28 protein-coding genes and 1 tRNA gene are annotated in these 25,178 nt (G+C 67.3%); 8 read left to right on the plus strand and 21 right to left on the minus strand.

The window, feature by feature from the left end:
* Nucleotides 1–28 precede the first annotated feature (28 nt).
* Nucleotides 29–1,360: a sigma 54-dependent Fis family transcriptional regulator gene (locus I5071_RS25375; RefSeq protein WP_236515413.1), complete on the plus strand. Its 1,332-nt coding sequence runs from the start codon at nt 29–31 to the stop codon at nt 1,358–1,360.
* 298 nt (nt 1,361–1,658) lie between these two features.
* Here the strand turns inward: I5071_RS25375 and I5071_RS25380 are convergent, their stop codons facing one another.
* Both I5071_RS25380 and I5071_RS25385 read right to left on the minus strand, forming a co-directional pair.
* Nucleotides 1,659–2,144 carry an SMI1/KNR4 family protein gene (locus I5071_RS25380; RefSeq protein ID WP_236515414.1) on the minus strand — a complete coding sequence of 162 codons (486 nt, stop codon included), beginning with the start codon at nt 2,142–2,144 and terminating at the stop codon, nt 1,659–1,661.
* A gap of 727 nt (nt 2,145–2,871) precedes the next feature.
* Nucleotides 2,872–3,600, minus strand: a complete 729-nt coding sequence (locus I5071_RS25385) for a hypothetical protein (protein ID WP_236515415.1) — start codon at nt 3,598–3,600, stop codon at nt 2,872–2,874.
* Between the two features lie 700 nt (nt 3,601–4,300).
* On the opposite strand from I5071_RS25385, the gene I5071_RS25390 reads away from it, so the two are divergent.
* Nucleotides 4,301–4,951, plus strand: coding sequence for a hypothetical protein (locus tag I5071_RS25390; RefSeq protein WP_236515416.1), 651 nt, complete (start codon nt 4,301–4,303; stop codon nt 4,949–4,951).
* Between the two features lie 2 nt (nt 4,952–4,953).
* Here I5071_RS25390 and I5071_RS25395 read toward each other — a convergent pair whose 3' ends face one another.
* Both I5071_RS25395 and I5071_RS25400 read right to left on the minus strand, forming a co-directional pair.
* Nucleotides 4,954–6,387 (minus strand): hypothetical protein, encoded by a 1,434-nt coding sequence (locus tag I5071_RS25395; RefSeq protein ID WP_236515417.1) that lies wholly within the window; start codon nt 6,385–6,387, stop codon nt 4,954–4,956.
* A 90-nt stretch (nt 6,388–6,477) separates the two neighbouring features.
* The gene (locus I5071_RS25400; RefSeq protein ID WP_236515418.1) at nt 6,478–6,843 is read right to left on the minus strand and encodes a hypothetical protein; all 366 of its coding nucleotides are present in this window, start codon (nt 6,841–6,843) and stop codon (nt 6,478–6,480) included.
* Nucleotides 6,844–6,960: 117 nt separating this feature from the next.
* Here I5071_RS25400 and I5071_RS25405 point away from each other — a divergent pair, with 117 nt between their 5' ends.
* Nucleotides 6,961–7,590: a hypothetical protein gene (locus I5071_RS25405; protein ID WP_236515419.1), complete on the plus strand. Its 630-nt coding sequence runs from the start codon at nt 6,961–6,963 to the stop codon at nt 7,588–7,590.
* Here the strand turns inward: I5071_RS25405 and I5071_RS25410 are convergent.
* A complete protein-coding gene (locus tag I5071_RS25410) occupies nt 7,512–8,309 on the minus strand; it encodes a hypothetical protein (RefSeq protein WP_236515420.1) in 798 nt (265 codons plus the stop codon). The genes I5071_RS25405 and I5071_RS25410 overlap by 79 nt on opposite strands.
* Nucleotides 8,310–8,383: 74 nt before the next feature.
* On the opposite strand from I5071_RS25410, the gene I5071_RS46660 reads away from it, so the two are divergent.
* The gene (locus I5071_RS46660; protein WP_268921142.1) at nt 8,384–8,515 is read left to right on the plus strand and encodes a hypothetical protein; all 132 of its coding nucleotides are present in this window, start codon (nt 8,384–8,386) and stop codon (nt 8,513–8,515) included.
* 1 nt (nt 8,516) lies between these two features.
* On the opposite strand, the gene I5071_RS25415 is transcribed toward I5071_RS46660, so the two are convergent.
* The 8 genes from I5071_RS25415 to I5071_RS25450 form a co-directional block, all read right to left on the minus strand.
* Complete coding sequence (locus I5071_RS25415) at nt 8,517–9,080, minus strand: hypothetical protein (protein ID WP_236515421.1); 564 nt, start codon at nt 9,078–9,080, stop codon at nt 8,517–8,519.
* A complete protein-coding gene (locus tag I5071_RS25420) occupies nt 9,077–9,646 on the minus strand; it encodes a hypothetical protein (protein WP_236515422.1) in 570 nt (189 codons plus the stop codon). The genes I5071_RS25415 and I5071_RS25420 overlap by 4 nt, the downstream gene beginning before the upstream one ends.
* Nucleotides 9,643–10,890, minus strand: a complete 1,248-nt coding sequence (locus tag I5071_RS25425; RefSeq protein ID WP_236515423.1) for a hypothetical protein — start codon at nt 10,888–10,890, stop codon at nt 9,643–9,645. Before I5071_RS25425 ends, I5071_RS25420 begins: the two co-directional genes overlap by 4 nt.
* A gap of 464 nt (nt 10,891–11,354) precedes the next feature.
* Nucleotides 11,355–11,900, minus strand: a complete 546-nt coding sequence (locus tag I5071_RS25430; RefSeq protein WP_236515424.1) for a DUF4303 domain-containing protein — start codon at nt 11,898–11,900, stop codon at nt 11,355–11,357.
* Nucleotides 11,901–12,006: 106 nt separating this feature from the next.
* Nucleotides 12,007–12,855 (minus strand): hypothetical protein, encoded by an 849-nt coding sequence (locus tag I5071_RS25435; RefSeq protein ID WP_236515425.1) that lies wholly within the window; start codon nt 12,853–12,855, stop codon nt 12,007–12,009.
* Nucleotides 12,856–12,858: 3 nt separating this feature from the next.
* Nucleotides 12,859–13,140 (minus strand): hypothetical protein, encoded by a 282-nt coding sequence (locus I5071_RS25440; protein ID WP_236515426.1) that lies wholly within the window; start codon nt 13,138–13,140, stop codon nt 12,859–12,861.
* Nucleotides 13,141–13,291: 151 nt separating this feature from the next.
* Nucleotides 13,292–14,059: a hypothetical protein gene (locus tag I5071_RS25445; protein ID WP_236515427.1), complete on the minus strand. Its 768-nt coding sequence runs from the start codon at nt 14,057–14,059 to the stop codon at nt 13,292–13,294.
* Between the two features lie 567 nt (nt 14,060–14,626).
* The gene (locus I5071_RS25450; protein ID WP_236515428.1) at nt 14,627–15,187 is read right to left on the minus strand and encodes a hypothetical protein; all 561 of its coding nucleotides are present in this window, start codon (nt 15,185–15,187) and stop codon (nt 14,627–14,629) included.
* Between the two features lie 1,714 nt (nt 15,188–16,901).
* Between I5071_RS25450 and I5071_RS25455 the strand changes: the two genes are divergently transcribed.
* A complete protein-coding gene (locus tag I5071_RS25455; protein ID WP_236515429.1) occupies nt 16,902–17,405 on the plus strand; it encodes a hypothetical protein in 504 nt (167 codons plus the stop codon).
* A 116-nt stretch (nt 17,406–17,521) separates the two neighbouring features.
* On the opposite strand, the gene I5071_RS25460 is transcribed toward I5071_RS25455, so the two are convergent.
* Complete coding sequence (locus I5071_RS25460; protein WP_236515430.1) at nt 17,522–17,872, minus strand: hypothetical protein; 351 nt, start codon at nt 17,870–17,872, stop codon at nt 17,522–17,524.
* Between the two features lie 148 nt (nt 17,873–18,020).
* On the opposite strand from I5071_RS25460, the gene I5071_RS25465 reads away from it, so the two are divergent.
* Nucleotides 18,021–18,482, plus strand: coding sequence for a DUF1456 family protein (locus tag I5071_RS25465; protein ID WP_268921143.1), 462 nt, complete (start codon nt 18,021–18,023; stop codon nt 18,480–18,482).
* A 733-nt stretch (nt 18,483–19,215) separates the two neighbouring features.
* On the opposite strand, the gene I5071_RS25470 is transcribed toward I5071_RS25465, so the two are convergent.
* Both I5071_RS25470 and I5071_RS25475 read right to left on the minus strand, forming a co-directional pair.
* Nucleotides 19,216–19,851: an IS630 family transposase gene (locus tag I5071_RS25470; RefSeq protein ID WP_236515394.1), complete on the minus strand. Its 636-nt coding sequence runs from the start codon at nt 19,849–19,851 to the stop codon at nt 19,216–19,218.
* A gap of 16 nt (nt 19,852–19,867) precedes the next feature.
* Nucleotides 19,868–20,359 carry a helix-turn-helix domain-containing protein gene (locus tag I5071_RS25475; RefSeq protein ID WP_268921140.1) on the minus strand — a complete coding sequence of 164 codons (492 nt, stop codon included), beginning with the start codon at nt 20,357–20,359 and terminating at the stop codon, nt 19,868–19,870.
* 81 nt (nt 20,360–20,440) lie between these two features.
* Here I5071_RS25475 and I5071_RS25480 point away from each other — a divergent pair, with 81 nt between their 5' ends.
* Nucleotides 20,441–20,719 (plus strand): hypothetical protein, encoded by a 279-nt coding sequence (locus tag I5071_RS25480; RefSeq protein WP_236515432.1) that lies wholly within the window; start codon nt 20,441–20,443, stop codon nt 20,717–20,719.
* 115 nt (nt 20,720–20,834) lie between these two features.
* Here I5071_RS25480 and I5071_RS25485 read toward each other — a convergent pair whose 3' ends face one another.
* The 4 genes from I5071_RS25485 to I5071_RS25500 all read right to left on the minus strand — a co-directional run bounded on the left by I5071_RS25485 (nt 20,835) and on the right by I5071_RS25500 (nt 23,432).
* Nucleotides 20,835–21,221 (minus strand): hypothetical protein, encoded by a 387-nt coding sequence (locus I5071_RS25485; protein ID WP_236515433.1) that lies wholly within the window; start codon nt 21,219–21,221, stop codon nt 20,835–20,837.
* A gap of 74 nt (nt 21,222–21,295) precedes the next feature.
* The gene (locus I5071_RS25490) at nt 21,296–22,309 is read right to left on the minus strand and encodes a hypothetical protein (protein ID WP_236515434.1); all 1,014 of its coding nucleotides are present in this window, start codon (nt 22,307–22,309) and stop codon (nt 21,296–21,298) included.
* A 490-nt stretch (nt 22,310–22,799) separates the two neighbouring features.
* Nucleotides 22,800–22,872: transfer RNA gene (locus I5071_RS25495), tRNA-Asn, on the minus strand.
* 53 nt (nt 22,873–22,925) lie between these two features.
* Nucleotides 22,926–23,432 carry an HXXEE domain-containing protein gene (locus I5071_RS25500; protein WP_236515435.1) on the minus strand — a complete coding sequence of 169 codons (507 nt, stop codon included), beginning with the start codon at nt 23,430–23,432 and terminating at the stop codon, nt 22,926–22,928.
* 60 nt (nt 23,433–23,492) lie between these two features.
* Between I5071_RS25500 and I5071_RS25505 the strand changes: the two genes are divergently transcribed.
* Nucleotides 23,493–23,798 carry a hypothetical protein gene (locus I5071_RS25505; RefSeq protein WP_236515436.1) on the plus strand — a complete coding sequence of 102 codons (306 nt, stop codon included), beginning with the start codon at nt 23,493–23,495 and terminating at the stop codon, nt 23,796–23,798.
* A gap of 3 nt (nt 23,799–23,801) precedes the next feature.
* On the opposite strand, the gene I5071_RS25510 is transcribed toward I5071_RS25505, so the two are convergent.
* Nucleotides 23,802–25,175, minus strand: a complete 1,374-nt coding sequence (locus I5071_RS25510) for a nicotinate phosphoribosyltransferase (protein WP_236515437.1) — start codon at nt 25,173–25,175, stop codon at nt 23,802–23,804.
* Between the last annotated feature and the right edge of the window lie 3 nt (nt 25,176–25,178).

Raw genomic sequence — 25,178 nt, forward strand, 5'->3', positions numbered from 1 at the left:
CGCTCGCTCGCTATACTGCCTCCTTCGCATGAGCAGCTCGCAGCGCACCGAGCGGAGCGCTCGCGCCCGGCTCGCGGGCCCGGGGCGCCTGCGGATCACGGTGATGGAAGGACCGGACGCCGGCGCGACGGTCGAGCCGAGCACGTCGGGAGGAGCGTCGATCGGCGTCGCGCCCGACAACGTGCTCGTGCTCTCCGACCGCACCGTCAGCCGGTACCACGTCGAGCTCCGGCTCACGCGCGACGGGATCGACGTCGAGGATCTCGGCAGCCTGAACGGCACGTGGATCGGCGATGCGCGGGTACAGCGCGCGACCGTGCGCGCGGGGACGCGCATCCGCACTGGAGACACCGTCCTCCAGCTCGACGACGCGACGCTCCCGCTCGACGCGATGGCCGCCGACGAGAGTGACGTCGTTCCGGAGATCCGCGGCCTCGTCGCGGTGAGCCCCGCGATGAAGGCGCTGCTCCGGCTCCTGCATCAGCTCGCCCCGACGGAAGTGTCCGTGCTCGTGTCGGGCGAGACCGGCTGCGGCAAGGAGGTGGTCGCGCGCGCGCTCCACGACCTCGGCAAGCGCGCCGCGGGCCCCTTCGAGGTCGTCGACTGCGGCTCGATGCCGGCGACGTTGATCGCGTCCGAGCTCTTCGGGCACGAGCGCGGCGCGTTCACCGGCGCGGACAAGACGCGTGCGGGCGCCTTCGAGCGAGCACAGGGCGGCACGATCTTCCTCGACGAGGTCGGCGAGCTGCCGCTCGAGCTCCAGCCGGTCCTCCTCGGGGCGCTCGAGCGCCGGCGGTTCCGTCGGCTCGGCGGGCAGAAGGAGATCGCGGTCGACGTCCGCGTCGTCTCCGCGACGCACCGCGATCTCCGTGCCGCAGTGAACGACGGGAGCTTCCGCGCCGACCTCTATTACCGGCTCGCCGTCGCGCGCGCGACGATCCCCCCGCTGCGCGAGCGCCCCGAGGACGTCGAGCCGCTGGTGCGCCACTTCGTCGACGAGATGACCGATGCACCGGGCGCGTTCCCGTTCGGCTTCGCGACGCTCGAGGCGCTGCGCGCGCACCGATGGACGGGCAATGTCCGAGAGCTGCGGAACGTCGTCGAGGCCGCGCTCGCGATCGGCCGCGTCCAGGTCGAGGGTCGCGAGGTCGCGCCCGACGACGGCGCGCTGACGAGGCGCGACGACGGAGCGCCGATCACCTACCGCGACGCGCGCGCCGCGGTGCTCGCACGCTTCGAGCGCGCGTACCTGTCCGAGCTGATCGAGGCGTGCGAGCACAACGCCTCCGAGGCCGCGCGCCGCGCGCGGGTGGATCGCCCGCACCTCCTGACACTGCTGCGCAAGCACGGCCTCCGATGACGTCGTGGAGGCGCTCCTGCCGACTGGTGCGTGAGCTCGGGGGCAATGACGATGCGCTCGTCGACCACCGCGAGGAGGATGTGAGATCGCGATGTGCTCGAGTGCGGTCGTGCTGGTGAGCAGCCGAGAAGTACTGATCACGTCGACTCGACGCTTCCGATTCGCCGCTTCCGCAAGCGCTCGCACGTCGACATCGAGAACGCGGTTCAACGGCGCTCTCGCACAGAGCAGGGCTCGTGCGCGGTGCAGCGCACGTCGCCTCCAATCTCGCCGTTCCGGCGGTGCGCGACCGAGATCCTCAATCCTCCCCTCGAAGGCCCTCGAGGAACTCGCGAAACGAACCTGCCAACTGAATCGCATCGAAATGCTCGTAATCACCATCGTCGCCAACCAGGACGACGCTGGGGTTCTGCGGACTCACTCGGTAGTCCAGCGCGAGCATCTGGTGCGCCTCCGACGCGATCGTGACCACATCATCGGGAACTCCGAACGACTTACGATCCTCGTACGCATCGATCAGGCTTCCCGCGTTCGCCTTGTGCGCGACTCCAAAGAACATCAGGCCCACATAGTGAGTCCTGCTGGGGCCATCGAACCACGAGTATCTGCAGGTCCCGCCATCCTGGATCATCAAGATCGTGCGCAGATCCTCGGGAATCGGATGTCCGATCACCCGCTCCGCATTGAGGAGGTCCTCCTCCGAAGCGCCCTCCACGGAGCGATGCCAATCGTCGGATGAAGACCAGAAGTCACGAATCTTTTCATCGATATTCAACACACGCATACTTCCGATGCGAGTTTGCCGTCCGGCCCCACTCAGTCGAGCAGCCGTCCGGCGTGCTGGATTCGCGCACAGCCACCGCGTCGAGCTCGTGGCTCGGCCGGCCGCCGGCGATGTTCCGCCATGGCATTGTGATGAGGTCGGGAATACCACACGGCCGCGTCCAGCGCGGCCGTGCGGCGACGCTCAACGTGAGCGACGAACCTGCCAATCGTACCAGGAGAAATCGGTCAAGAGGAACGCGCCGATAGACCTGGCGCTCAGGTCTCGATGCGGATCGTCGTGATAGAACCGGATCACCTGACCTCGAACGCCGCCTGGACCAGGATCCAAGTCGAGGCACGGATAGTTCCCAGCGCCGCTCCGTGCAAGAGCTTGCCCGCGCTCCAGCGTTGCGTTTGCGCGGGGACCGGTCGTGGGTGTGCCGTTCGCGGCGAAGACAGACTCGACCTCCGTCAGGGGGCGCCGCCGCGCCCTCGGCGCGCTCTGGGGTTGACAGCATCTGGACCGAGACTCGCGATGCAGAATCGCTGTTGACCCGTCTGAGCTCTGGCTGCCCCGTTCGGGCCCAGAACCGGGCCTCTCGGACGCCGCTCGCGCTCTGCCGAACCCACAAACACGAAATGATGATCCGTTTCTGCTGCGAGTGATGTGGCGCGCGCATGACGACGTCGACGAGTACGAAGGTCGAGCCGGCTGCACCGCGCACGTCCTAACCTTAGTCCTGGTATCAGTGCTCGATTCGCCATCCGAGCGACGCGCAGGCTTCCTGCACCGCGCTCGTCATGCGCGGAGAGGCGTAGGCGGCGAGCTCGTGAGGGCCGCCGCGGGTCTGCGCGACGGGGCCGTGAGTGCCGCGCGGTGCAGCGGGCCAGGGTGAGGGCGCGTTGCGCGTATACCGATAGACGACGATCGCCACATCGGTTGAAGACTCGCAGAGCGCGTCCAATGCGGGCGCGAGGCTGCGCCACAGCTCAGGAGAGAGCGCGAAAGGGTCGATGTGGACGAGAAGCGGGCCGGTGTCTGTCCAGGGGTATCTCAGGGCCGCGACGGCCTCGTCGGCGATGTGCACATTGACGAGTCGTTCCTCGCGGACTTGCTCTTTGAGCTCGGCGCGCGTCACGACGTTGGCTTCGCCGAGCACCAGTGTGCTGCGCTGGTGCCCGAGCACGTCCAGCATGAGCCCCGAGGAGCAGCGGTAGTGACTCGTGCGCGCGAGCGACGCCCGCTCCGCCGCCATGTATCGCGCGTATGCGGGATGCTCGGAGACGAGGCGCTCGACGTGGGCACTCCACCGCTCGGGGTCGGCGAGCGGCGCGTGGAGGAGGAACGTGTGCGTGTCGACGTAGCGAACCCTCGTGCCCGCGAGCTTCTCCGCCAGCGCGATCAACGCGGCGTGCTTGAGGACATCGCCGAGGTTGCCGACGCTCCTGCTCTGGCGATTCGTGGGGCGAGCCATGGTGTCGAGTTGGTCGACGAGTGTATGCGATGCACGAGCCGGAGAGGCGTTCGTGTTCGCCGGTGCGTAGACCGTGGCGCATGGCGAGCGTGAGAGTCTGGAAGAAGCGAATCGCGGAGCGGCGAGGGAGTGGTCTTCGGCCGATGCGCTGCTCCGTGCCGCACCTGGCCGCGCCGAGGCGTTGCAACTGCAGGCCCGGTTCTGGCCCCGAGCGGGGCAGACAGAGGGCAGGGCGCCGGGAGCTCGCGAACGCGCGCATCTGCAACGCCAGTTCGTCGGGAGGATCGTGCGCGGTGCACTGCATCTCGCCCGGCACTCGACATCCCGGCGTCGACACGGCGGTCGTGGATCCGTGGAGGCGCGCCGCCAGTGATCGCGATCGCTCCCACGCCGCTCGACGCGAGCAGCCTCGCGACCAGGGTCGCCCATCTCGAGCGCCAGGTCATCCGACTGCGCGCGATCGTGCGCGCTCGAGCGGGCCTGGTGGCGTGGAGCCGCGCCGGATCTCCTTCGCTCATGCGCTCTCCACTGTCGCGCCGGAGCGAGTCGTTCCGCAGGCCTGCAAGACAGCGGATCGCCGCAGCAGTCGAACGACGGACCGGCACAGAGCTTGAGATCGCGGACGACCCGGTTCATCGTCGGAGGGGGCGGAAACATGTCGGGCGCATCACCTCGTCGGCCGCGTATTGAGCGCGGATGGTTGGCAGTCGTCCTCGCCTCCTGTGGCGCCAACCCCAGCCCGTCGGTCGAGCCCCGCCCGCAACCCGCTGCTCGCCGAGACGTCGCGACGTCCGAGACGCCGCTCGGAGAGGAAGGCAGCCCGACGCAAGCAACAGCGGTCGCGCCTCCGTTTGCGATTCGTCTGCACGAAGGCGTGTTCGTGCCCAGCGTGCTCGGCGCCCACGGTCAACGGATCACGTTGCCGATCTCGCCTCCCCGGGAGTACCCAGCGCGCCACGATCGGTTTCCCGCGGACGTCTACGAGATCGACCTGCCTCCGGGGGAGTACACCGTCGTCACGCACTACGATCCCGCGACTTGTGCGGGTCTAAGCATCCGGATCGGAGGTCCCGGGCCTTTCGACGAGCACGCACGAGACGCCGCGCTCGCTCCGCGAGGATGGTTCCTTCCGATGCACAGCGAGCTCAGGAATGCGTTCGGGTGGTGGGGCTGCTCGATCAGCACTCGCGAGCGCACCAGCTTCCACCACCACTTCCTGGTCCCGCGTGCGGGCATCCAGTGGTTCGCGATCCGGGCTGACTACGCGGACGTGGGTGATTGTCGCGAGTACGACATCGGGATCTTCCGCGGCGCGCATCATTGCGAGGAACCGGAGCCTCCACCTTACTGAGCTCAGGGCGTGCTCGATCCAGAGGACAGGCCTCGATCTGCCGCCTCGCGCCATTCATCGAGCCTGCGCCTGAGCAGCACAGAGCAAGGTGCGGCCGCGAACTGTCGTTCGAGAGCCTCGTTCGCCGTTTCTCCGGACACGACCGGAGAGCGGTCTGCCGACGTGGGCGGCCGCAAGAAGAACGGCCCGGCACGATGCAGTGGAGACCGGACGAACTCGCGCTCCGTGTCGGGGAAGCGCTCGTGAGCCACGATCCCGTGGACACCCGCTCCGTAGGACTGGCGGGGCTGCACTCCCAACGGCGAGCCAGGGCTCGGAGGCGGTGAGAACACGCCGACCGAGAACAGCGTGAACGGCTCGCTCACCAGCAGTGGGATCGTTCGAGAGCCGCGCTCGACGATGAACCACAGCTGGATCGAGAGCGAATCGCGAATCTTGCGTAGGTCCCCTCCGCGCGTGCGGCCGCCGTCGTCCCACGTGCACCACGACGGAACGGTCGAGGTCGGCGAGTCCGTGTACTGCACGAAGAACGAGTCGGTAGTCGGGTTCCCGACGACAGCACTGCCTCCCTGTTCAAACCAAGGGTCGGCGAAACGCGCAAGGCCTCGACCCGCGTACACGTGCAGCTCGATCCCAGCTTCGAGTCGTTCCACCGCCTGGACTGCCGACCCGCCGAGCACGATCAGCGCCGGGTCGTGCACGAATGGACGCTCGCGCTGGGCAGAGGTGTCCAGGCGCTGTTGGTCGTCGTTCGCCAGCACGTCTCGCGCGAGCTTCTGTGCCTGCCGCGCCGAGTCTTCCGATGCGCGGGAGTAGGCGACCTGGGCCGCCGCTTCGAACGCGACGGTCCCGTACGAGGCGCTGACACGCACGCCGGCCTGCGGAGCGAGCTCCGCCAGGCGACCGTCTCGCGCGGGCGGAGCGACAGCGACGGGCAGCTCGAGCGGTGCATCGAGCCAGCGCTTGGCATCGCAGACGCGCTTCACGCCGCCGGCGCCGATGCGCTCGGCGAGGGCGAACGCCTGCATCGCACCGGCCAGCTCGCCCAGCAGCCCCCGCGAGCCGAGCGCGGTGACCTTGGCCGCGACCAGGCTGTCGTTGATCCGCTGCCGAGCGGCCGACCAGCTCTTCGATCGCAGAACATCGTCGGGATCACCGACCGTGCTCCGGAGCAACTCGTGCGGGGACGCGTCGTCCGACGCACCGATGACCGCGGCTCGTAGCGCTTCGAGCTCGCGAACGTGGGGGACCTCGTGGGGTTTGCGGACGAATTGATCCGAGCCTGCGTAGGCCCGCAATGCGCTCGCGGCGGCATCCGGATCTCCGCTCGGCAACTCCGAGGTGATCGCGGCTGGTGTCGAGAGCGCCACTCGTGGCCCGAGGTGTCGTGAGTCCGCCGGGCCGACGATCATCAGTCGCATGAGCTCCACCGACATCACGCGCTCCTCTCGGTTGGGGTCGGTGCAGGCCAATCCGAGCTCACCGCGCCCGTCAACGCGCGCCCGCCGCCTCGTCTGCGCCGATGTTCAGGATGCGTCGTCGTCGAACAGATCGCCGGCCGCGCGCTCGTCGCTCTCGGGCTCGCTCTCCGACTCGCTTTCGCCCTTCGCCTTGCGGGCGCGACGCTTCATCTCCTTGTCGCGGATCTCCGCCGCCTCGTCAGTGATTCGCGAGGAACGCATCGCGCGCGGTGTCACTGCCGTGCTGCGGCTCCGGACCTCCCCGCGCATCAGCGTTGCAGTTGCACGCGCCGATGTGCCCGGCGCTACGGTACAACCAAGCGCGTCGCAAACGACCAGGCGCTCGAACCGGCGCGAGCTCGTCGCGCGGTGTCCACGTCGACCGGTGGTCGCATCGACAACGAGCGCGAGCCGCACCACGTCGTAGCTCATGAGCGCCGCGGTCGCCGGTCGCCGTCGCTACGATCATCGGATCCGCAACGCCGTCGCGGAAGGACGCGGGCTGGCGATCGCACAGAAGCTCGGGATCCCCGCGTCCACGACGCGCTCGTGGTCCGCCGCGGGCCGACTTCGGTGCTCGTTTCCGAGCACGACGGCGCCCAGCACGCCGAGCTCGAGCAGAAGATCGCTCGTCTCGAGCTGCGTGCCGCTCGTCTGCAGGCCGTGGTGCGACTGCTGGTCGTGCTCGTGCGCTCGATGGGGCTCCGGTTGGATGGCGTGCGCGTGCCGGACGGCGGGACGAACGCGCGCATCCTCGCCGCCGTCGATCGCGCCACTCCGACGCTCGGCCGCGCCACCGCACTTCGGGTGATCGGTCTGGACGCCGACCGTGCTCGCGTGTGGCGGAGGCGGGCACTGGCATGCGCGCTCGACGACGCGCCGCCATGTCCGCGCGCGCAGCCGTCGCGGATGACGCGTGATGAGCTCGCCGAGATGCGCGACCTCGTCGAGAGCGAGCGCTATCTACACCTCTCGACTCGTACGCTTGCGCTGCTCGCGAAGAGGCTTGGCCGCGTATTCGCGAGCTATGCGACGTGGAAGGGATTCCGCTCGGGAAGGCGCTGCACCGCGGAGGCGCTGCCCACGTGGAGCGTAAACCGTCAGCGTCGATCGCGGCGCGGGTTCTCCGCGCGTCGCCTCGCAAACTCGGCCTCGAGGGTCTTCCAGTACGGCTCGTAGACGTCGAGCAGTTCGCTGGGCCGCATGACCTGGAGGCCCATGTCCAAGAGGCGGTCGCGCCGAGCCCAGAACGTCTTGCGGTCGGTCGTGAGAACAACGGGAATGTTAGACAGGAGCGCGTGGGTCGCAACGAGCCTGTCTCCTCGGTCCGCGAGGAAACTCAGCGGTCCGTCGGCGGCGTGGAGTTCCTCGACCGACTGCACCCCCAGCCCACGCAGGATCAGCGGCGACACGCGCGCGCGTCCCTTCGCGAGAAGCAGCCCCTGGGCGATCCCCGGGTACGCGTCGTTGCTCCACTGTTCTTGGTGGCCCACGAGGAACTCGAGTAGATCCCTGACGCTCCTGCCCTTCGGGCCCTGGAGAAGACCTGTCTCCTCGAGTGCAGCATCACACACGAGCCATGGATAGCCGCCGTACCACTCGAAGCGCTTGTACAGAATACCGACGTCGATGAGATCGTGTGCCAGGTCCGTTCCGTACTGGCGCACCAGCTCTGCCGTCGCGACGTCGTCCCATACCATCGGCCCGTTGGCCTCGAGTTGGCGATCGACCCAGTCCAGGTTCTGAAGAACGCACGTGTCCAGCAACTGCGGCTCGGGCGGCCGGAGCGCCTCGTCGATCAGGGCCCTGCGCCGCCCCGGATCTGCCTCCGCCGCAAGCCGTTCTTGAAGCTCGACGAGAGCTGTGTCGGGACCAGGCCCATGTGCTTTGTTCGTCATCGCAGTTCCCACGCCAACGCAGTTTCATCGCGCCGAGCACTGCCGCGAGGAGGTAGGTCGCAGGATAAACGTCGTTGAGCTTCGCCCTGTCGAGCAGCGAACCGAGCGTGGCCGCTACCGGCGCAGCGCAGCGCGACTTCGACGCCCGAGATTTTCGGCGGCGCGATCCGCGAGCGCAATGGCCGTCGCGCATGTTCGCGTGCTGACCTAGCTATTCGCAGGCTCACCCTTTGTGCGCGTCTTTCGCTCAGCGTCAAGGATGCCGCCGAGCAGGAATACGTCCAGGAGTTCGTGCGGCGCAAGAATGGGCGAAGGCAGCATTAGATCATCGTTACCGGGATGCATATGAGCCCGAAGTCCCCGCTCATCGTTGCGATGGCCGTCCTCGTTGTAGTCGAATCGTACCCATCGAGGGCTCGCACCCTCGCTGTAGACTCGCTCGCAATTGTAGGCGAACACCTCCAGACCGTCCGCGTGCGGGATGAGGATCGCCATGAAGAAGAGCCAGCCCCCGTCGGGCATCCGAAGGTCCACGAGCTCGCGCACACGCCCAAAATTGCGGCGTCCGCCGATTAGATCGAACGCGCCCTCCTTCTCGTCGCTCGGTTGCACGCGCACCGCTCGGCTGATGTCATGGGCGCCGGCGCTGAGTCGTCCCTGGTTGCTCGCGACTATCAGGCGCTTGCGGATTGCTCGACGGAGGTAGTCCTCTGCGTCGTGGATGCCAATTATGGGCGCGCCTGCAGCGACTCGCTCGTGAAGCAGCTTCATCCGCTCCTCCGAAGCAGATCGGCACGACCGATCAGCAGCAACCACTCAGCAACTTCTGGATCCCCGGGCACATCGGATGCCTCCACTCGTTTTACGAGTTCAATATCCGACATCCCGTACTGCTGCCTCAGGGCTGAAAGACGCAAGTCGCGTGCTTCGCTCGATAGATATTGATCCTCAGCCACTCTGTGCAGTTCGCCGCCGATCCAGCTGACGAAGTGTGGCGCGACATTCGGCAACGAGTTCAGTTCGTGGCTCGGGATGACGAGGACGGCAGGTTGATGCCGGAACAGTCTTGATCTCTCGCGATCCAACTCGAGTTCGGTACCCCACGGCGAGCTGACGACGATCACTTGCTGCCCATTCTGCGCCGATACGGTCGCGAGCGTGTCAGGCGTCGCAAGGTCCACCTCCTCGACTCCGCCCACCAAAGACGCAAGCTCTGCGACGAGCAGCCTTGCTTCCTCAGCGGGCTTGTCGCTGCCCACGATGAACCAGGAGCCTTGCCCCTCGGAAAGCGCGATCATCGCGGCTAGTTCGAATCGGCCGAGTTCGCGGATATTCACGGGACCTCCGTCATCGCCCCGAGCAGCGGCTCTAGCGTCGGATGCACTACAAAGCGACCGCCACCCCAATCGAGAATTCGTCGCGTCTCGAGGAGCGCGACGTCGCGATCGTTTCGAATCACGAAGGTTTTCTTCTCTGCGACTTTGCGCAACGCCGTGACCTGTGCGGAATCGAGCCCGACCGCGCGTCCACGACCGAACCGGTCCATCGCGCGCTCGATGTCTTCGGGACGAATCGTTGTCGCGCCGGCGACGTAAGCCTCCTCCGCGGAGAGCTTTCCGATCGCAACCAGGTCGCGAAGCACGCCTCCCGACGCTCTGGCGACCATGGCGCGCCCCTCTGCTGAGAGCATCTCGTCCGAGACACGCTTCGCGAGCATGTCGGCCAGGAACGTCAGTCCTTCGTTCTCGGGCTCGATCTCGCGCACGAAATGGACGTTGTTGTCGACCAGTTCACCGATTGCCCGTCCAGCGCCGTATTGGAATTGGATTGGACCGACTACAACCGCACCTAGGTTCGCTCGCTTCAGTGCTCGAAGGTCGTCCCGAACCGCCGCCTCGAAAGCCGCCGGCGTCTTGACGCGATCAAGCGAGTCGAAGAGAAAGACGCAGTGCCCCTGCGTGCCGACGATTGCGTCGCGCAGTGTGCGGAGATGCGGAATGCTCTCGGACACCCGCGTGCTGAGCGGCGGCTGCGGCGCCTCGATCACGCCCGGGATGTGCTCGAATTCCGTCCCTTCGTTCCAATCATCCGGCGGCTCCCAGTCGTCCGGAGGGCCGGTATCCGGGGGGAGTTCCCTGTCGTAGCCGTCCGCGAGCTTCTCGACGGCGTCGCGGGCCTTCGCAACCTCCTTCGGTACGGCCGTTTCCCCGCGAGCCCGCCGAACTCTCTCCTCGACGCGGACGAGGCGACGACCAGCAAGCGCGACCAGGACGCCGGCACGCATGCGGTCGAGCCGGTGCTCCGCAGCGACATCGATGTACTGGGCGACGTCGCCACTGTCTTGTGCGACGGTCGCCAGGTGCTCGTGGACTCTCCAGAGTTCTGTTGTCTTCCCGGAGCCCACCCCGCCAAGCATGAGGTGGACGGACCAAGGCTCGAGTTCGAGGCGGCGTGCTAGAGCATCGGCCGTCGACGCTTGCGCGGGACGTTCAACGCCCCATCCGTTTCTGAGAGCGACCCGAGGGTCGCCACTCGGATCGAGGGCACGCATTACGTCTCGAAAGTCTCCGAGGCGGGTCATCGCCGGGAGTATGCCACACGTCCGCTCACGGCCGTGCTTACTGTGCGAGTGAACCGTGCTCGCGCTGCAGGGCTGAACGTTGTCGAGCTGAGAGCGGCGCGTCAGCACCGGAAGAGGCTGCGAGCCGCCAGTCGCCTCCCCGCCCGTGCTCGTGGGCCAGCCGCGCTCGATAGGCTCGGTGCCAGCACTGCATCGCGAGATCCAGCTGGTGCGTGACCTCGTGGGTGATGACGATGCGCTCGTCAAGATCACCTCGACCAGCTCGACGAAGCCTGTGCGATCGCGATGCGCTCGACCGCAGTCGTGCTCGTGAGCGGCTGAGAATGCTGCTTAGGGCCCGCGAGAAAACAACTCGATCAGGCGAAAGCGCCGAGGAATGCCCGAGGCATTTCGACGACGAGCAACGCAGGGCCCGAGGATGCATCGGCGCTTTCGACCGACTTGTTTTCTCGCGGGCCCTTACCTCAAGTCGACTCTTCCGATTCCGCCGCTTCCGCGAGCCACTCGGTGAGAGCTTCGGGTGGATTGAGATCCATCGCGCGCTCGACGTCCCCCCGATCGGGCGGCATGCACTCGACGTTCACAACGATGCTCCGGCGCGCTTCGCCGACGCCGGACAGACCTTCGGCATCCAGCTGCTTGATTGCCGCAACCATCGCGTCGAGCCGCATCTTGAAGCCACGCTCCCATGCGGCCGGATCACGAGAGTCCAATCGTCCGAGCCTGGACCAGAGGGAACGTGCAACGTCAAAATGAGCTTCGCCGTACGCGTAGTACCGCGAATCCGCATAAGACCACCTGATTTCACGCATGAGTTCGTCGCGCGACGTCGAGCCGGTGCTGAGGCGGCGCGCGGTGGCCTCGAGGGCCTCCTCGGACCACGCGCACAGAACAGGAGCGACTGCGTCTCCGGTCGTGATCAGTGCACAGTAGTAGAAGCGTTCGCCCAGCCGCTCGCGGAAGAGCTCGGTGACAGCGGCGCGCGTCGCCGCTGAGATCGCATCGGCCAATTCAGCGAATGACGGGAGATGCACTGCACTCACTCCGTTTGTTGCTGACTCTGACTCATGACGTCACGGCAGATTGCAGGCACTCGCACGGAGCAGCCTGGGACGCTCAGCGGAGCTCGGTCGCGAGCGCCCGCAGCCAGCGGTCCGCATAGGTCGGCTCGCGGGCGAGGGCCGCCCGTAACGCGCCCCGCCCTTCAGGGCTGCGGCCCAAGGCCACGAGGGCAACCGCCTCCGCGAGCGCGTGGCGGGTCCCGATGTCGTGTCGTGGACCGTCAGGGCTGCTCTCGAGCCAGCGCTCGGGGGAGAACGAGCGAGTGAGCTTCGGCTGATCGTTGCCGAGGTAGCACCAGACGCGATGGTCGAGTGACACGTTCACGACGGATCGCGCCGGCAGCTCGCGCGTCCAATCGACGTGTTGCCACCAGCGCCACGTCTTGGGGCTCGTATGCGTTCGAATGGTGATACCGATGAATCGAATCCTCGTTCGAATCGAGGCCCAGCGGACGTTGCGGTCATCGGCCCACGCTCGGATGAGCTGGTAGAGATTGGTGAAGGTGTGGCCGCGGTAGACGAGATCGACGAACACCGTCGGGCGTGGCGCGTGAGGCAGATCGTCAGGGACGATGCCCGTCGCGGTGAACAGCGCACGCGCCTCGTCGATCTCCGGCGGCATCAGCGTGGTCGAGTCGCCTCGGAACGAGAACGGCAATCGAGCGAGTCGATCGCACCGGGCGTCGTTGCTGAGCGCGCCCGAGAGCAGGTCGAAGATCGAGTCGGCGGAGCGGCCGACGAAGATGATGCGGCCATCGGCGCTGCGTGCGAGCACGCGGGCAGCGCAGCGCACGAGCTCGTCGCGATACCAGAGGTCGGCAGGGGGAATGGCGGCGAGCAGTGTGCCCAGCTGATCGGGCGTCAGCAGGTCCCACCGGAACGGGGCTTTGGGCTCTCGGGACATCGTTCAGGTATCGTCGGTCTCGAGCAGATACTTGCTAACCGGGAGGTCGAGCTCGGGAACCATTAGCTTGTTGTCGGGTACGACAGTGCGGTAACCCGCTTCCAAGTACTCATCGAGCAAACCGTTGGTGTCTACCAGCGATAGATCGCCGCCGATCGACCTTCTAACGAAGGTGGGAACAACTCGCGCGTCGAGATCCTCCGACACCAAACACCCGTGACGCGTGGTTCCGACATGCAGAACCAAGCGCTGCTTCGCCGAGCGAAGATAGTAGTGAACTGCCATCAAAACCTCAGCGCCGGAGCGATGAGCAACACTCTTCCGGCTCGGTCAACAACTTTGAACGATCGGCTTCGTAGGCGCTGACATAACTCCGGCGCTGGCCCATTGCAGGAATCGGAATCTCCGTGCGCCCCAGGGGACATGGCGTCCGCGCTCACCCGTACGGACCTGCGTTCGCGAGCCAGTCGCGTATGACCTGAGCGTCGGCGCGCCACACTACGCCTTCCGCGCCGACGCCCTCTTCGAGCACCGACGCGAGCGCATTCCGGAGCTCTGGATCGTCGGGCACTGCCGGACGCGCGGCGTCCTCGCGGGCTGCGGACCGGAGCCGCTGCGCGATCAGCATCGGGGGCCAGCGACGCGTCTCGAGATCCGGCGAGCGCATGGCCTCGAGCATCGTGCGCGTCTCGACCGGTGCCGTGGCGAGCGCGTGAGCGACGCTCGCGCAACGCAGCCTGCCACGCGCCGGTGCGCCAGCGAGGAACGCGATCGCAGTCACGGTTCCGATCGTGCCCAGCGCATGCGCGGCCGCCCTGCGTGCGTAGCCGTCTTCGACCGTGTCGACGACCTCCATGAGATCGCGCTCGGCGGCGGCCCCGGCGATGAGCGCGGCGCTGCCGGCGGCGTAGCTCTCGCTCAGCAAGGCATCCCCGCGTCGTAGGATCTCCATCACCTTCGCGTACCCGACGCGGTGGCGGACGTGGCCCAGCAACGCTGCTGCGAGCCAGGATGGCGCCTCTCCGCGATCGTGTGCCTCGACCACGAGGCGAGCCGCGTGCTCATTGGGCTCGCATTCGTCGAGCGAGGCGACGACGAACTTGAATACCCGTGAATCGGCAAGGGCCTCGCGCACGAGCGCGATCGGATCCCGCAGCTCTCGGATGCGCCGCACTCGCCCGTGAAACGATTCCTGCGTCGTCACGCGCGGCAGTGTCCCTGGGAGCGCGATGGCGGCAAGCGCTCTACCTGAGAAGCGCAAGGCAGACACGATCTCCGTCAGGGATTCTCCGTCGCGACGGAGAAACATGACCCTCGGTCGGCTATTATCTGACCACGAGTCGCCTATCGCGCGAACCCAGCGATTCTCGCGCGAACAACTCGGGTTCTTCTCCGCGGGACGCTTCGCCTTGCTTTTCTGGGTCGTGGTGGGCGCCGCGCAGGCGGCGCGCTCTGGGGTTAACAGGATCTGGACGGAGAATCGCGATGCAGAATCGCTGTTAACCCGTCTGGCCTCTGTCTGCCCCGGTCGGGGCCAGAACCGAGCCTCTCGGACACCCTCCGGCGCTCTCTGCCGAAACCCCAAAGGCGAAAGCCCCGCGATTTCTCGCGGGGCTTTCTGTTTACCGGCATGTTCGCCGCCGGCCAGCTTAGCTCTTTCCGTGTCTGCCTTGCGTCAGGCTGACGCAACCACACTTTTCGCTGAGATATCGGTGAGATATCGCTGTTGACCAGTGGGTCGCGTCGTTAAAGCGAACTTAGCGGACTCGCTCTATGCGCGGGGCGCCGCAGCTCGGTTCAGGTCGTCGATCGTTCGCCACCAAAGCGCGAGGAACACCGTGTTCATCGCGGCACAGAACCAGGTCACCGCGGCTGCCCCGTCAAGCATCAAGCCGATGGAAATGGCAACCCCGCCAACGAGACCAAGGGCCCAGCCAATACGCGCGAATCGCTTGGCCAGGATGAGCACGGCCGCGAAACCCATCATCGCGCCCGCCGCGAAGCCCCACGAGTCTCCTCGCCAAACGCTTCCACCCACTGCGGCCAGGCCGGTGAGCATCACGATCACTGCAGGGATCGAGCGCAGCGGTGCGGTTTCCGCCTCCACGCGAGGCCATCGCTCGCCGTCGACCTCAACAATGCACCGAGGCGCGCTCCCGTGGACGCGCACCTGGCGTCCGTCCCCGAGGGGGAGCGTCGTATCACCCAGGAAGGGCTCCACACGCCCGATCTCCCGGCGACGGTGCTCGACCGTGAGTCGACGACCCGAGACCTCAAGACGAACGAAGTCCTGTTCGTCGTCCGAAGTCAGCCCGCGGTAGGTGAAGTACACCAATCCGTCTCTCGATCTCGTGCGGTACGTGACAAAGGATCGCGCCCGGCCCGTGCTGCGGACCGGGCGCGACTCGCGTTTAGCGTGCGCTCGACAGCCCAGGAATCGCGTTTGCCGAGAAGTTCGGGTTGCAGACGATCGGGTTGCACGCCTCGACCGGCGTGACGTTCGCGGCGACCTCCGCGAGCGAGCGGAAGACGCTAGCACACGAGCCGACCTGCGACGTCCCGCACCGCGCGTCGCCAGTCGCCTCCGCACCGGACCGCCCATTCCCGTCCGGATGAGGCGCGTTCGGGGAAATGGGCGCGCCCTGCGCGTTGAGGCACGACATACCCATGATCCACTGTCCAGCGGGCGGCTCGTACGCCATCCGCGTGTAGCTCGGGCTCTCGTCGATTCGAGGGCAGCTGCTCTCCATCGCATTCCGAAGAAGATCGCGAGCCTGCTGACGTCCCGAGGGACGCAATGCCGCATCGCACAGAACCTCGAAGATCTCCTGTCCCGGTGAACCGTCGTCCGGCAGTGGACGAATCTCGTCGGGGCCGCACTCGGGCGCAGGCCCGCTGCACATCCCACCGCCCGTGTCGCCTGTGTCTTCGGGAGGAGGCGGAGGGGGCGGAGGACTCTCGCCGCAGACGAGAGGGGGCTGGCAGGCCTCGGGCTCGCCACACAGCGACGGGGGGCGGCACTCCTCGTCCCGCCGGGGGCAGAATCCGGCCCTGTCGACGGGCTGGGCTGCGGCGGCACCGTCCCTGCCGCGGTCGGCCGAGCCGTCACTTCACACGACTCGCGACACGCCGACTCGCGTAGCTCGATCTCTTCCTCACGATCGCCGACGACGACATGTGCGCCGCCACCAATCGCTGCGCCCCCGCCGCCGCCACCAATGACAATGAGGGCTCCCCAGCCCCAAGGATTCGAGAGTGCTGCTCCACCCGGCTGCCCCGTCATCGCCCCGAGCTCGCATGCTTGCGTGCTCGCATAGGGGCTCCGGTGCGCGGTCGGGACCGAGCGCGCAACGAAGCTCGTCCTGCGAAGGTGCGGCCGTCGGTCCTCGACCCGCAAAAGCCGTGCACCGCGCACCCAATTAGCCTCCCGACGGCCGGCCGTTGCACTTGCGCGCGGTGGCGGCACCTTCGGCTGCTTCCGATGCAGCGCTCGTCCCAGCCCCGCCGCCGCTACGCTCATCGCATCCGCGATGCGGTGGTCGTGGGGCGCGATCTCGCTCTCTCGTCCAGAAGCTCGCGATCCCCGCGTCGACTCGGCGTAGCTGGCGCCGTCGCGGGGCTGCGCCGGTCGTCGCGCTCCATCCGCGCGACCTCGAGGTGCGCGAGCTCGAGGCGACTCGATGCGCCGATGTTCGCGGCGCTGTTGCTGCGTCATGCCCGCCCGGACGCAACGGCTGCCGTGCGTGCGGCGCTCGAGCGAGCCACGAGCGCGAAGCTGTGATCCTCAGCTCGCCGCGAGCTCTGCCGTCAGCTCGAACGACGCCGCGTCGCAGGCGATTTCGACGACGGGCACGTCCTCCCAAGCGCTCGTGAACACGAACACGACACGCGCATGGTCAGAGCGGAGGGCCTCCGGATCGACCCCCCGGCCGCGTCGCCGTGGCGGATCTGCAGGAGCCCGCGCTCCAGCCCTGCAACGAGCGTGGAGGCGCACGGCCTGCTAGCGACCCCGGATGGCATTCGACGGAACGTCCTGGCTTCGTGCCGTGCGAGCCCGCATCACCGGCCAGGTCCACTGCGCAGGATGCGGGACGTGGATGGATCCCGGCGCGTACGGCAAGCACGTGGGCACCGACGAGCGGCTCCGCGACGGACATCACGAGGTGCGCTGCCGGTTCTGCCACACGTACGTCGACGCGCGCGCCATTGGCGCCCACGAGGCGGTGCACATGCGGCGTCGGCCTGACGGACAGCAGCAGGAGCACATCACGCTGCCGCCCGACCGGCGCTACGCCGGGCCGCTCGACGACGTGCCGCAGGTCTACGTGCACGAGGCGTGCGGCGGCGCGACGGGGATGCCCGAGGAGATCATCCGCAGCTACCTCGGGCAGCCGTTTCTCTACAACGGAAACACCTTCTGCACGGGCTGCGGCACCTACGTGCCGTTCACGGACCTCGTCTGGGAGGAGACCGGTGAGACCCTCGACGCGTACACCCGAGCGCTCCAGGCCGAGTACATCCGCAAGCACGGCGGCCGGCCGTGTGGGTGAGCGCGCGCTCGTCGAGGATGAGAGCTACCGCCACTTCTCGAATCGCTCGCTCGCCCTCCTCGCGCAACGCGCAGGGCGAGTGTTCGCGAGCTATGGCACTTGGTGCTCGCTGATCCTCAGCTCGGCGCGGTCTCTGCCGTCAGCTCGAACGCCGCCGCGTCGCAGGTGATCTCGACGACGGGCGCGTCCTCCCAAGCGTTGGTGAACGCGAACACGACACGCGCATGGTCAGAGCGGCGGGCGTCGCGATCGACCCCCGCGGCCGCGTCGCCCTCGCGGATTTGGAGGAGCCCCGCCACCTCCGCCGGCGATCGGTCGACGACGCCGATCACCCCACCGAAGCGGAGTACGACGTGCTCCTCGCGCCAAGTCGTCACCACCTCGGCGATGTCGTCGTGGCATCGTACGGACAGCACATTGGCGTCGGCGAGCTCGAGCGCGCGACCCTCGCGCGGCGTGGCGGGCACCGATCTCTCGGCGATGGCACTCCACCGCGTTCGGTCCTTCGCCCGAGCGCGATGCGCAGCTGGCGCAGGCGCGCCAGGGGCTTTCCGGGGCGTGACCTATGAGCCCTCTCTTGCGCGCGGGGCGCTACGCTCCGCGCTCGAGATCACGATGATCCACAACGACGTCCTACGCAGCGTTCGGCACATGCTGAACGTCAGCGAGCTCACCATCGCCACGATCATCGAGCTCGGCGGGCTCGAGGTCCCGCTCAGCGAGGTCGCCGGTTACCTCCTCAAGGAGGACGAGGTCGGCTATCGCGCGTGTCCCGACGCCGTCATGGCGCACTTCCTCGATGGGCTGATCATCTATCGACGCGGCAGGAACGAGACGATCGCAGCCAAGCCGATCGAGACCCAGGTCACCAACAACACGGTGCTGAAGAAGCTGCGCGTCGCCTTCGAGCTCAAGGAGAGCGACATGCTCGCGATCATGCAGGACGCGCAGCTCCCGGTCTCGAAGCACGAGCTGAGCGCGCTTTTCCGCAGCCCCGGGCACGGGAACTACCGCCCGTGTGGTGATCAGTTCCTGCGGAGATTCCTCAGGTCGTTGACGAACCGCGTCCGCGGGTGATCTACGCGATCACCATCGGTGACTCCGTCAGCGAGCTCGCGCTCGCCGTGCTCACGTAGCCGCGCACGTTAGGGCTCGCCGGAGCCAGAGCCACCATCGCCTGGCGCCGTCGACAGCGTGATAAGGGGAGCGTATGAGATCGCTCGTTCCACGATCTCCTCTACGGACATCTAGATGAGATCGAGTACTGCCGGATGAGGAACGGCGCGCGCCAGCCAATCCTGGAGCGACTGCAGTTCTTCCTCGGTCCCACGGGCCTCCTGAAGCCGGCGTACGACATCAGCGATCTCAGCCTTGCTGGGCATTCAGCACACCGTCACTACGTCAAACCGGGAGAACGGCACGTCAGTAGTGACACATGGGATCGCGCGCCGCTGCGATGGCGATGCGCCGCGAAGCACACGTTCAGGCAGGCCGCCGAAGCTCGTGAAGAAGGGCAAGTGGTGCAGGCACTGCGCGAGCGTTGCGCGACGAGGGCGCGTCGCGGCGTGAAGGAGGGCGTGATGGTGATCGGGAGAACAGCCACGCGACCAGGTTGAAGGCGCGCCTCCTCGGGCGCGCGTCCCCTCGGGCACGTCGGGCACCCGCTATTTGCTTCCGCGGCCCGCGGCGCTGGCGTTGCCGCGCTGGCGTGCCGCGATCACGATCCGGGTGCATGGATAGCGCTGATCGCATGCAGGTCGGGTTCGAGGCGCTCTCGCGCGAGCTACTCGCGTCGCGTCGCATCTTGCTCCTAGTGTCTCGACCGTGACGTAACGAGCCCGGCGTATCGGAAGACGCGCCGGGCGTCGGCGACGCGAAACGTCCAGTTGATGCCGCGACGCTTACGATCTGCGCGGCGATTCCACGCGCTGACTTCGTGCCGCAGAGTCGCGAGATCGCCGATACGGCGTCGGCCGAGGCACTCGCGGACGACGAGGCTCACCTCCATCTCGGCGGCGTTGAGCCAGCTCGCGTGCTTCGGCGTGAAGTGCACCGTGAAGCGCCGCCATAGCGCACGGCCCTGCTGAGGCCCGAGCGCATCGATCAGGCACTTCTCCGAGTGCGTGCTCAGGTTGTCGACGACCAGATGAATCGTGCGAGCGCGTTTGTAGCGGCGCGCGATCCGCTTCAGCGCTTTCGCGAACGATGGGCCGGCGCGATCGCGCGTGGCGTGCGTCAGCCGTCGCCCGGTCAGAGCTTCGATGATGCAGAAGATGTTCGCTGTTCCGCGCCGCACGTACTCGTAGTCGACGCGCGCGATCTTGCCCGGCGACATGGCCGTCCCGTCTCGCGCCGCATCGCGCAGCGGCACAGGGCGCTCGTCCAGGCACACGACGGGCTCTCGTTCGTCGTGCTTGCGTGCGTACAGCTCGAGCACGTCCTCCATCCGATCGATGAGCTCGTCATCGACGGCGGGGACGCACCACATTTTTTTCCCGCCACGGCTTGAGGCCGTGGCTCGCGAGCGTGACCCGGACCGTCTCGCGACCGATCTCGTCGACGACACCTCGCTTCACGACTTGTTCGGCGATGAGCCGCACGGTCCATCGCGCGTGCCCTTCGGGCGGTGGGCCGCAGACCATCGCGACGATCGCGGCCTCCTGCGCGCTGTCGAGCTTCCGCTCCGGGTGCGGACGCGGGTCATCAGACAACGCCGCGTCCAGACCTCGCTCCGCATAGCGCTTGGCGACACGCGAAACCTCTCGCGGGTAACCCCCGACTGCGATCGCCGTGGCTCGGACCGACATGCCCTCGTCGAGGAGAAGCAGCGTGCGGATCCGACGCCACTGGCGGGCCGTGAGTCGCTCCCGATGGCTACCGCGCCCCCTCGCGCGAAGGAGCTCGCGGTCTGCCTCGGACAGCTCCAGCCCTGTGAACCTCGCAGTCGGCTTCACAGACCGCTGTAGATCAGACTCCCGATCGCGGCGCAAGGCCGACGTGACCGCCGCGTCGCGGTCGGGACACTAGGCGGAGCCGTGGCGCTCCTGACCGCGACCTTCGCGTTCGTCGCCTACCTCTCCGGCGCTTGGGCGTGGCCAGGCGGGATCGAGCCCGCCACGACCGCGGGTCGGAACGCGCTCGGCGGCGCCGCGGTCGCGGCCTTCTTCGTTCCTCTGGTCTCGATCGGGTCGCCGTTCGTGATCGTCGCGGCGATCTTCCGCATCGCGGTGCGCGCTCGCTTCGCGCGCGAGGCAGGCGATCGCTACGGCCTCGACGCCGACCAGACGTCGGCGGTGCTCGCGATGGCGCGCTGAGCTCGCGCTCAGATCGCGTCGCCTCGGCGCGAACACAGCGCAGCATCCCGTCGGGATCCGCTCAACGAGTCTGCGAGCAACGCCCGATCGTCGCTCGATGCATGCGCGCTCGCGGCTACGTGTTGCGCGGCGGCCCCCACTCGACGCGCGTGTCGGCGTGAGGGTCGCGCGCATCGACATCGATGAGCCGCAACACGGCACGCGTGGTGGCGATCTCCAGGACGACTCTCCCAGACTCACGCCCGCAGCGGACGTGCACGAGCTGCGAGCCTGTAAGCCCGAGCTCGTGTCCCAGATCGCGCTCGGGGAGCCCTCGGCAAATCTCGCGCACGAAGGACAGCCCGTCGTCGTCCAGCGCGTGCCAGAACGCGATGAAGACGCTCAGGTAGCAGTCGCGCCAGCCGAGCTCGCCGACGCGCAGGATCAGCTTCTCGATCCGTCCGTCTGCCGTCGCACCGAGCGCGACGCAGGCTTCGATGACGTGGCCCTCGATGTCGCGCACGACGAACGAGTCCGACTCGTACTCCTCGGGAGTGGTGGCGCGCTGGCTCATCTTCCCGTGCACCGCGTCAGCGGTCATGGCTCATGCGCTCGGCGGCGCCGGGTGAGCCGCGAGGATTCGTTCGATCGGATATCGCGCGCAGTGGTGCGCCGGAAGCGAGCCGCCAACGCTCGGACGACGGGTACGGCGATCCCATTCGGCTGGAGCCCGAGCGCGTACGCGAGCGCTCCGACGAGCCGATCGTGCCGCGGGCTCCAGTGGTCCGCCTTCGCGCGCGGCCATGTCCGGTCCGCGATTCGCACGACGGCTGCGTCGAACTTGTCGCCGCGATGGGTCGCGCCGATCCACACGAGCCCGCGTAGGACATCGGCACCGGCAGGTTCGAATCGAAGCACCGGACGAACACCGAGCTCCGACAGCCATGCGCTCACGCGATGCTGCACTGTTTCGCGCCCGAGTTTGTCGATCAGCGCGTCGGCTTTCTTCTGCCACGTCGGCTTGGGCTCGGCGTGTGTGCCGACCATCCCGTGCGCGACGAGCCGTTCCCACGCTTTCCGCTCCTGGCGCGGCATTGCTCGAAGGTCACGCTTCACCACGCCGCTCGCGCACGCATCGAGATCAACCGGAACGTGGGCCTCGAACCAGAGCGCCCGATCGATCGCAATTCGTGCGTTCTTGTCGGACTGGTGCGAGGTCATCGCCGGCTGCATCGCACGGAGCCCGTCGTAGAGGGCCGGTTCGATCCCGGCGCGCGTGATCTTCCTGCGCGCGAGATCCCAGCCGGCGCGCCACTCATGCCCACAGATGCCAGAGCCACCGCCGAGCATCGCCAGGTAGGTTGCGAGCGCTTCGGTGGGTGTCTCGTCAGGGACGAGCGATTGAATCATCGCGCGCTCGACGTGGGAGAGCCCCAGGTAGTCGCCGGTTCTGCCCTGCTGCATCGCGACGGCCTCGGTCGCGATCGCAAGCCGCTCGGCGGGCGAGAGCGCGAGCAACTCGACGGGCTCAGGAGCCGTACTCGATGGCTTTCCTCGTATCGACTCGAGGTAACGATCAAGGAGGTCGTGCCAGAGGGGTGTGCGGTACATGTTGAATAGGATACTCGCGAGCCGGGGTCGTCGGGCTGCCGCCAGCAAGAGCGCGCTGGAGCGCGAACGCTGGCCGAGGCACGGCGCCCACGTCGGCTTCTCTGACATCCTCAACTCGTCGCGCATTCTCCGTCGCGACGGAGAACATGACCCGCGGTCGGCTATTATATGACCGTGAGTCGACTATCGCGAGTACCAGCGATTCTCGCGCGAACAACTCAGGTTCTTCTCCGCGGACGCTTCACTTTGAGTTTTCTGGGGCGTGGTCGCCGCCGCGCGCTCGGCGATCTCTGGGGTTAACACCCTCTGGACGGAGAATCGCGACGCAGAATCGCTGTTAACCGTCTGGCCTCTGTCTGCCCGTTCGGGGCCAGAACCGAGCCTCTCGGACACCCTCCGGCGCTCTCTGCCGAACCCCACAAAGGCGAAAGCCCCGCGATTTCTCGCGGGGCTTTCTGTTTACCGGCATGTTCGCCGCCGGCCAGCTTAGCTCCGGGACCTGGACTCGAACCAGGGACCAATCGGTTAACAGCCGATCGCTCTACCGACTGAGCTATCCCGGAATGGGTCGCGCACTCTACCCGGAAGCTCGCCCAGGTCAAGGACTATTTCAGGGTCAGCTCGACCCCCTCCCGAGGTCCCACTCGATGTCGGCCTCGAGGTAGAGGCTCGCGACGACCCCGATCATCGCCAGCGTCGCGAGCATCGCCGCGCGGCACGCGCCTCTCCGCGACACCTGCCCCGACTCGAGCGCGTGCTGCAGCACGAGCAGCGTGCCCGGGAAGAAGAGCAGCGCCGCGGTCGCGAGACCGGGCGAGTACTCGTCGAACAGGATCGTCGTCGCGAGGTGGAAGATGCCGTTCGCGAACAACGTGAGCTGGAGCGTCACCGCGAGGAACGCCCACATCTTCGCCGGCGACCGCGACGCGCGCGACGACACGACGAGCACCGCCGTGATCAGCGGGATGTGCGAGTAGACGAACCACGGCATCGAGGTCGCGCCGAAGTGGCGGGTGGCCCACTCGGGAAATCGTGGGAGCTCCTCCATCACGTGGAGGAGGAACGAGATCGCCGGGATCCAATACGTGCGGTCCGGAGCTGCCTGCGCGCGCGTCGCGTCCATGCCGATGCCGCGAGCCGTTAGCGCAGCGGATCGTGCTCAGCAACGCGTAGCATTCGAGCCATGAAACGGACTCATCGCTGCCCGAAGTGCGGATACGGCCGCATCCTCCACATCGCGACCGTCGCCGACCGCGCCGGGGACCTGACGAGCGGTGCGAGCACGCCGATGAAGCTCGCGCACATGACCGAGCAATTGCTCGGCGTGTTCGTGCGGAGCCATTCGGCGGGCGAGCTCGAAGCAGGAGTGTGCCGCCGCTGCGGATACACCGAGCTCTACGTGAAAGATCCCGGGAGCATTCCGATCGACGGAGTGCACGTGCGCGAGCTCGTCGCGCCGGGCGGCGAAGAGCCGCCGCCCGGACACTGACGCTCATCCTTCGAGCGCGCGACGACGGATGTCCGAGAGCGTCTGTCGGCGCAGGATCTCGCCGTCGCGGAACACCGGCTCGAGCAGGTCGTCGGCCGCCCCGCGCGGCACGGTGCGGAGCACGCCCGACTCACGCACGAGCGCGAGCCGGCCCGACTTCGATCGTTTTCCGGGATCGGTCACCGGGTCCTTCATGACCGGGCGCCACTGACCGTCGATCTCGACCGCAGAGGCCTTGATCGCGAGCTTCTGGGTGTCGCGGTGCACCTTCTGCAGGAGCGCCCCACCCGACCCGAATGCGACGTTGTCCGCGGACCACCCGCGCTCCGCCATCGCGCTCAGGATCTCGACGATCATCGCGGGATCGATCCCATCGCCCTGGATGACGCGCACGTGGGGATCGAGCACTCGATATCCCTTCGCGTTCACCGTGGTGCCGAATGCGGTGCCGAGGATCTCGAGCACACGACAGACCACCTCGGGCGGATGACCGCTGTCGGGACGCACCACCAGCGTGCCGTCTCGCGCGAGGACGCGATCGCGCAGCTCCTGACCCCAGAGCTGCTCGCACGCGCGGAACACGTCGTAGCTGTCGGAGACGACCGCGACGAGGCCGCGCGGATAGGCCTCCAGCATGTTGCGGTATGCGCTCGACTCGCGCTCACGGCCCCAGCTCGTGATCGTGCTGTGCTCGGCGGCGGGGATCGAGAATCCCGCCATCGGCTCACCATAGTGTCTCCGCGCGAGCACGAGCGCTGGAATCGTGTCCGTCCCCTTGAAGCTCACGAGGTGCGCGGTGCCGCCGATCGCCGAGGACTCGAGCGACGTGCTCCCGCGCAGGCCGAAGTCGTGCAGCTTGAAGTCCACGAGCGACGGAGTGCCGGTCTTCTCGAGATACGCGCTGATCGTGCGGCGCATCTCCCGGCTCTGCGTCGCGACGGTGCACGGATACCAGACCTGCAGGAGCAGCGACTCGAGATAGTTGGTGAGCCACGGGACGCGAGGATCGGTGTTCTCGATCGTCGTCAGCACGTTCGAGACGGGCACCACCGTGCCCTCGGGGACCGCGCGGATCTCGACCGGAAGGCGCCCGCCGTGGACGTCGAGGATGTGTCTCCAGCCCTCCTCGTGGAACAGCGTCGCATCACCGAAGTGCGCGGCGCAGATCTCACGTGCCTCGGCGATCCGCTCCTCGGTCACCACCACACCGGCGAAGTGGCGATCGAGCAGGTACTGCAGACCGAAGAACACGATCGACGGATACACGCCACCGCGGCTCTCGAGGAACGAGCTCACGCGCGTCGTGCCCGGCGGATACTGCCGCCAGTGCGTCACCTTGTAGCTGTCGGTGCCCAGCAGGAGATTCGAGCCCTCCATCGT

Origin of the sequence: Sandaracinus amylolyticus (genome assembly GCF_021631985.1) — a bacterium.
GTDB lineage: Bacteria > Myxococcota_A > Polyangia > Polyangiales > Sandaracinaceae > Sandaracinus > Sandaracinus amylolyticus_A.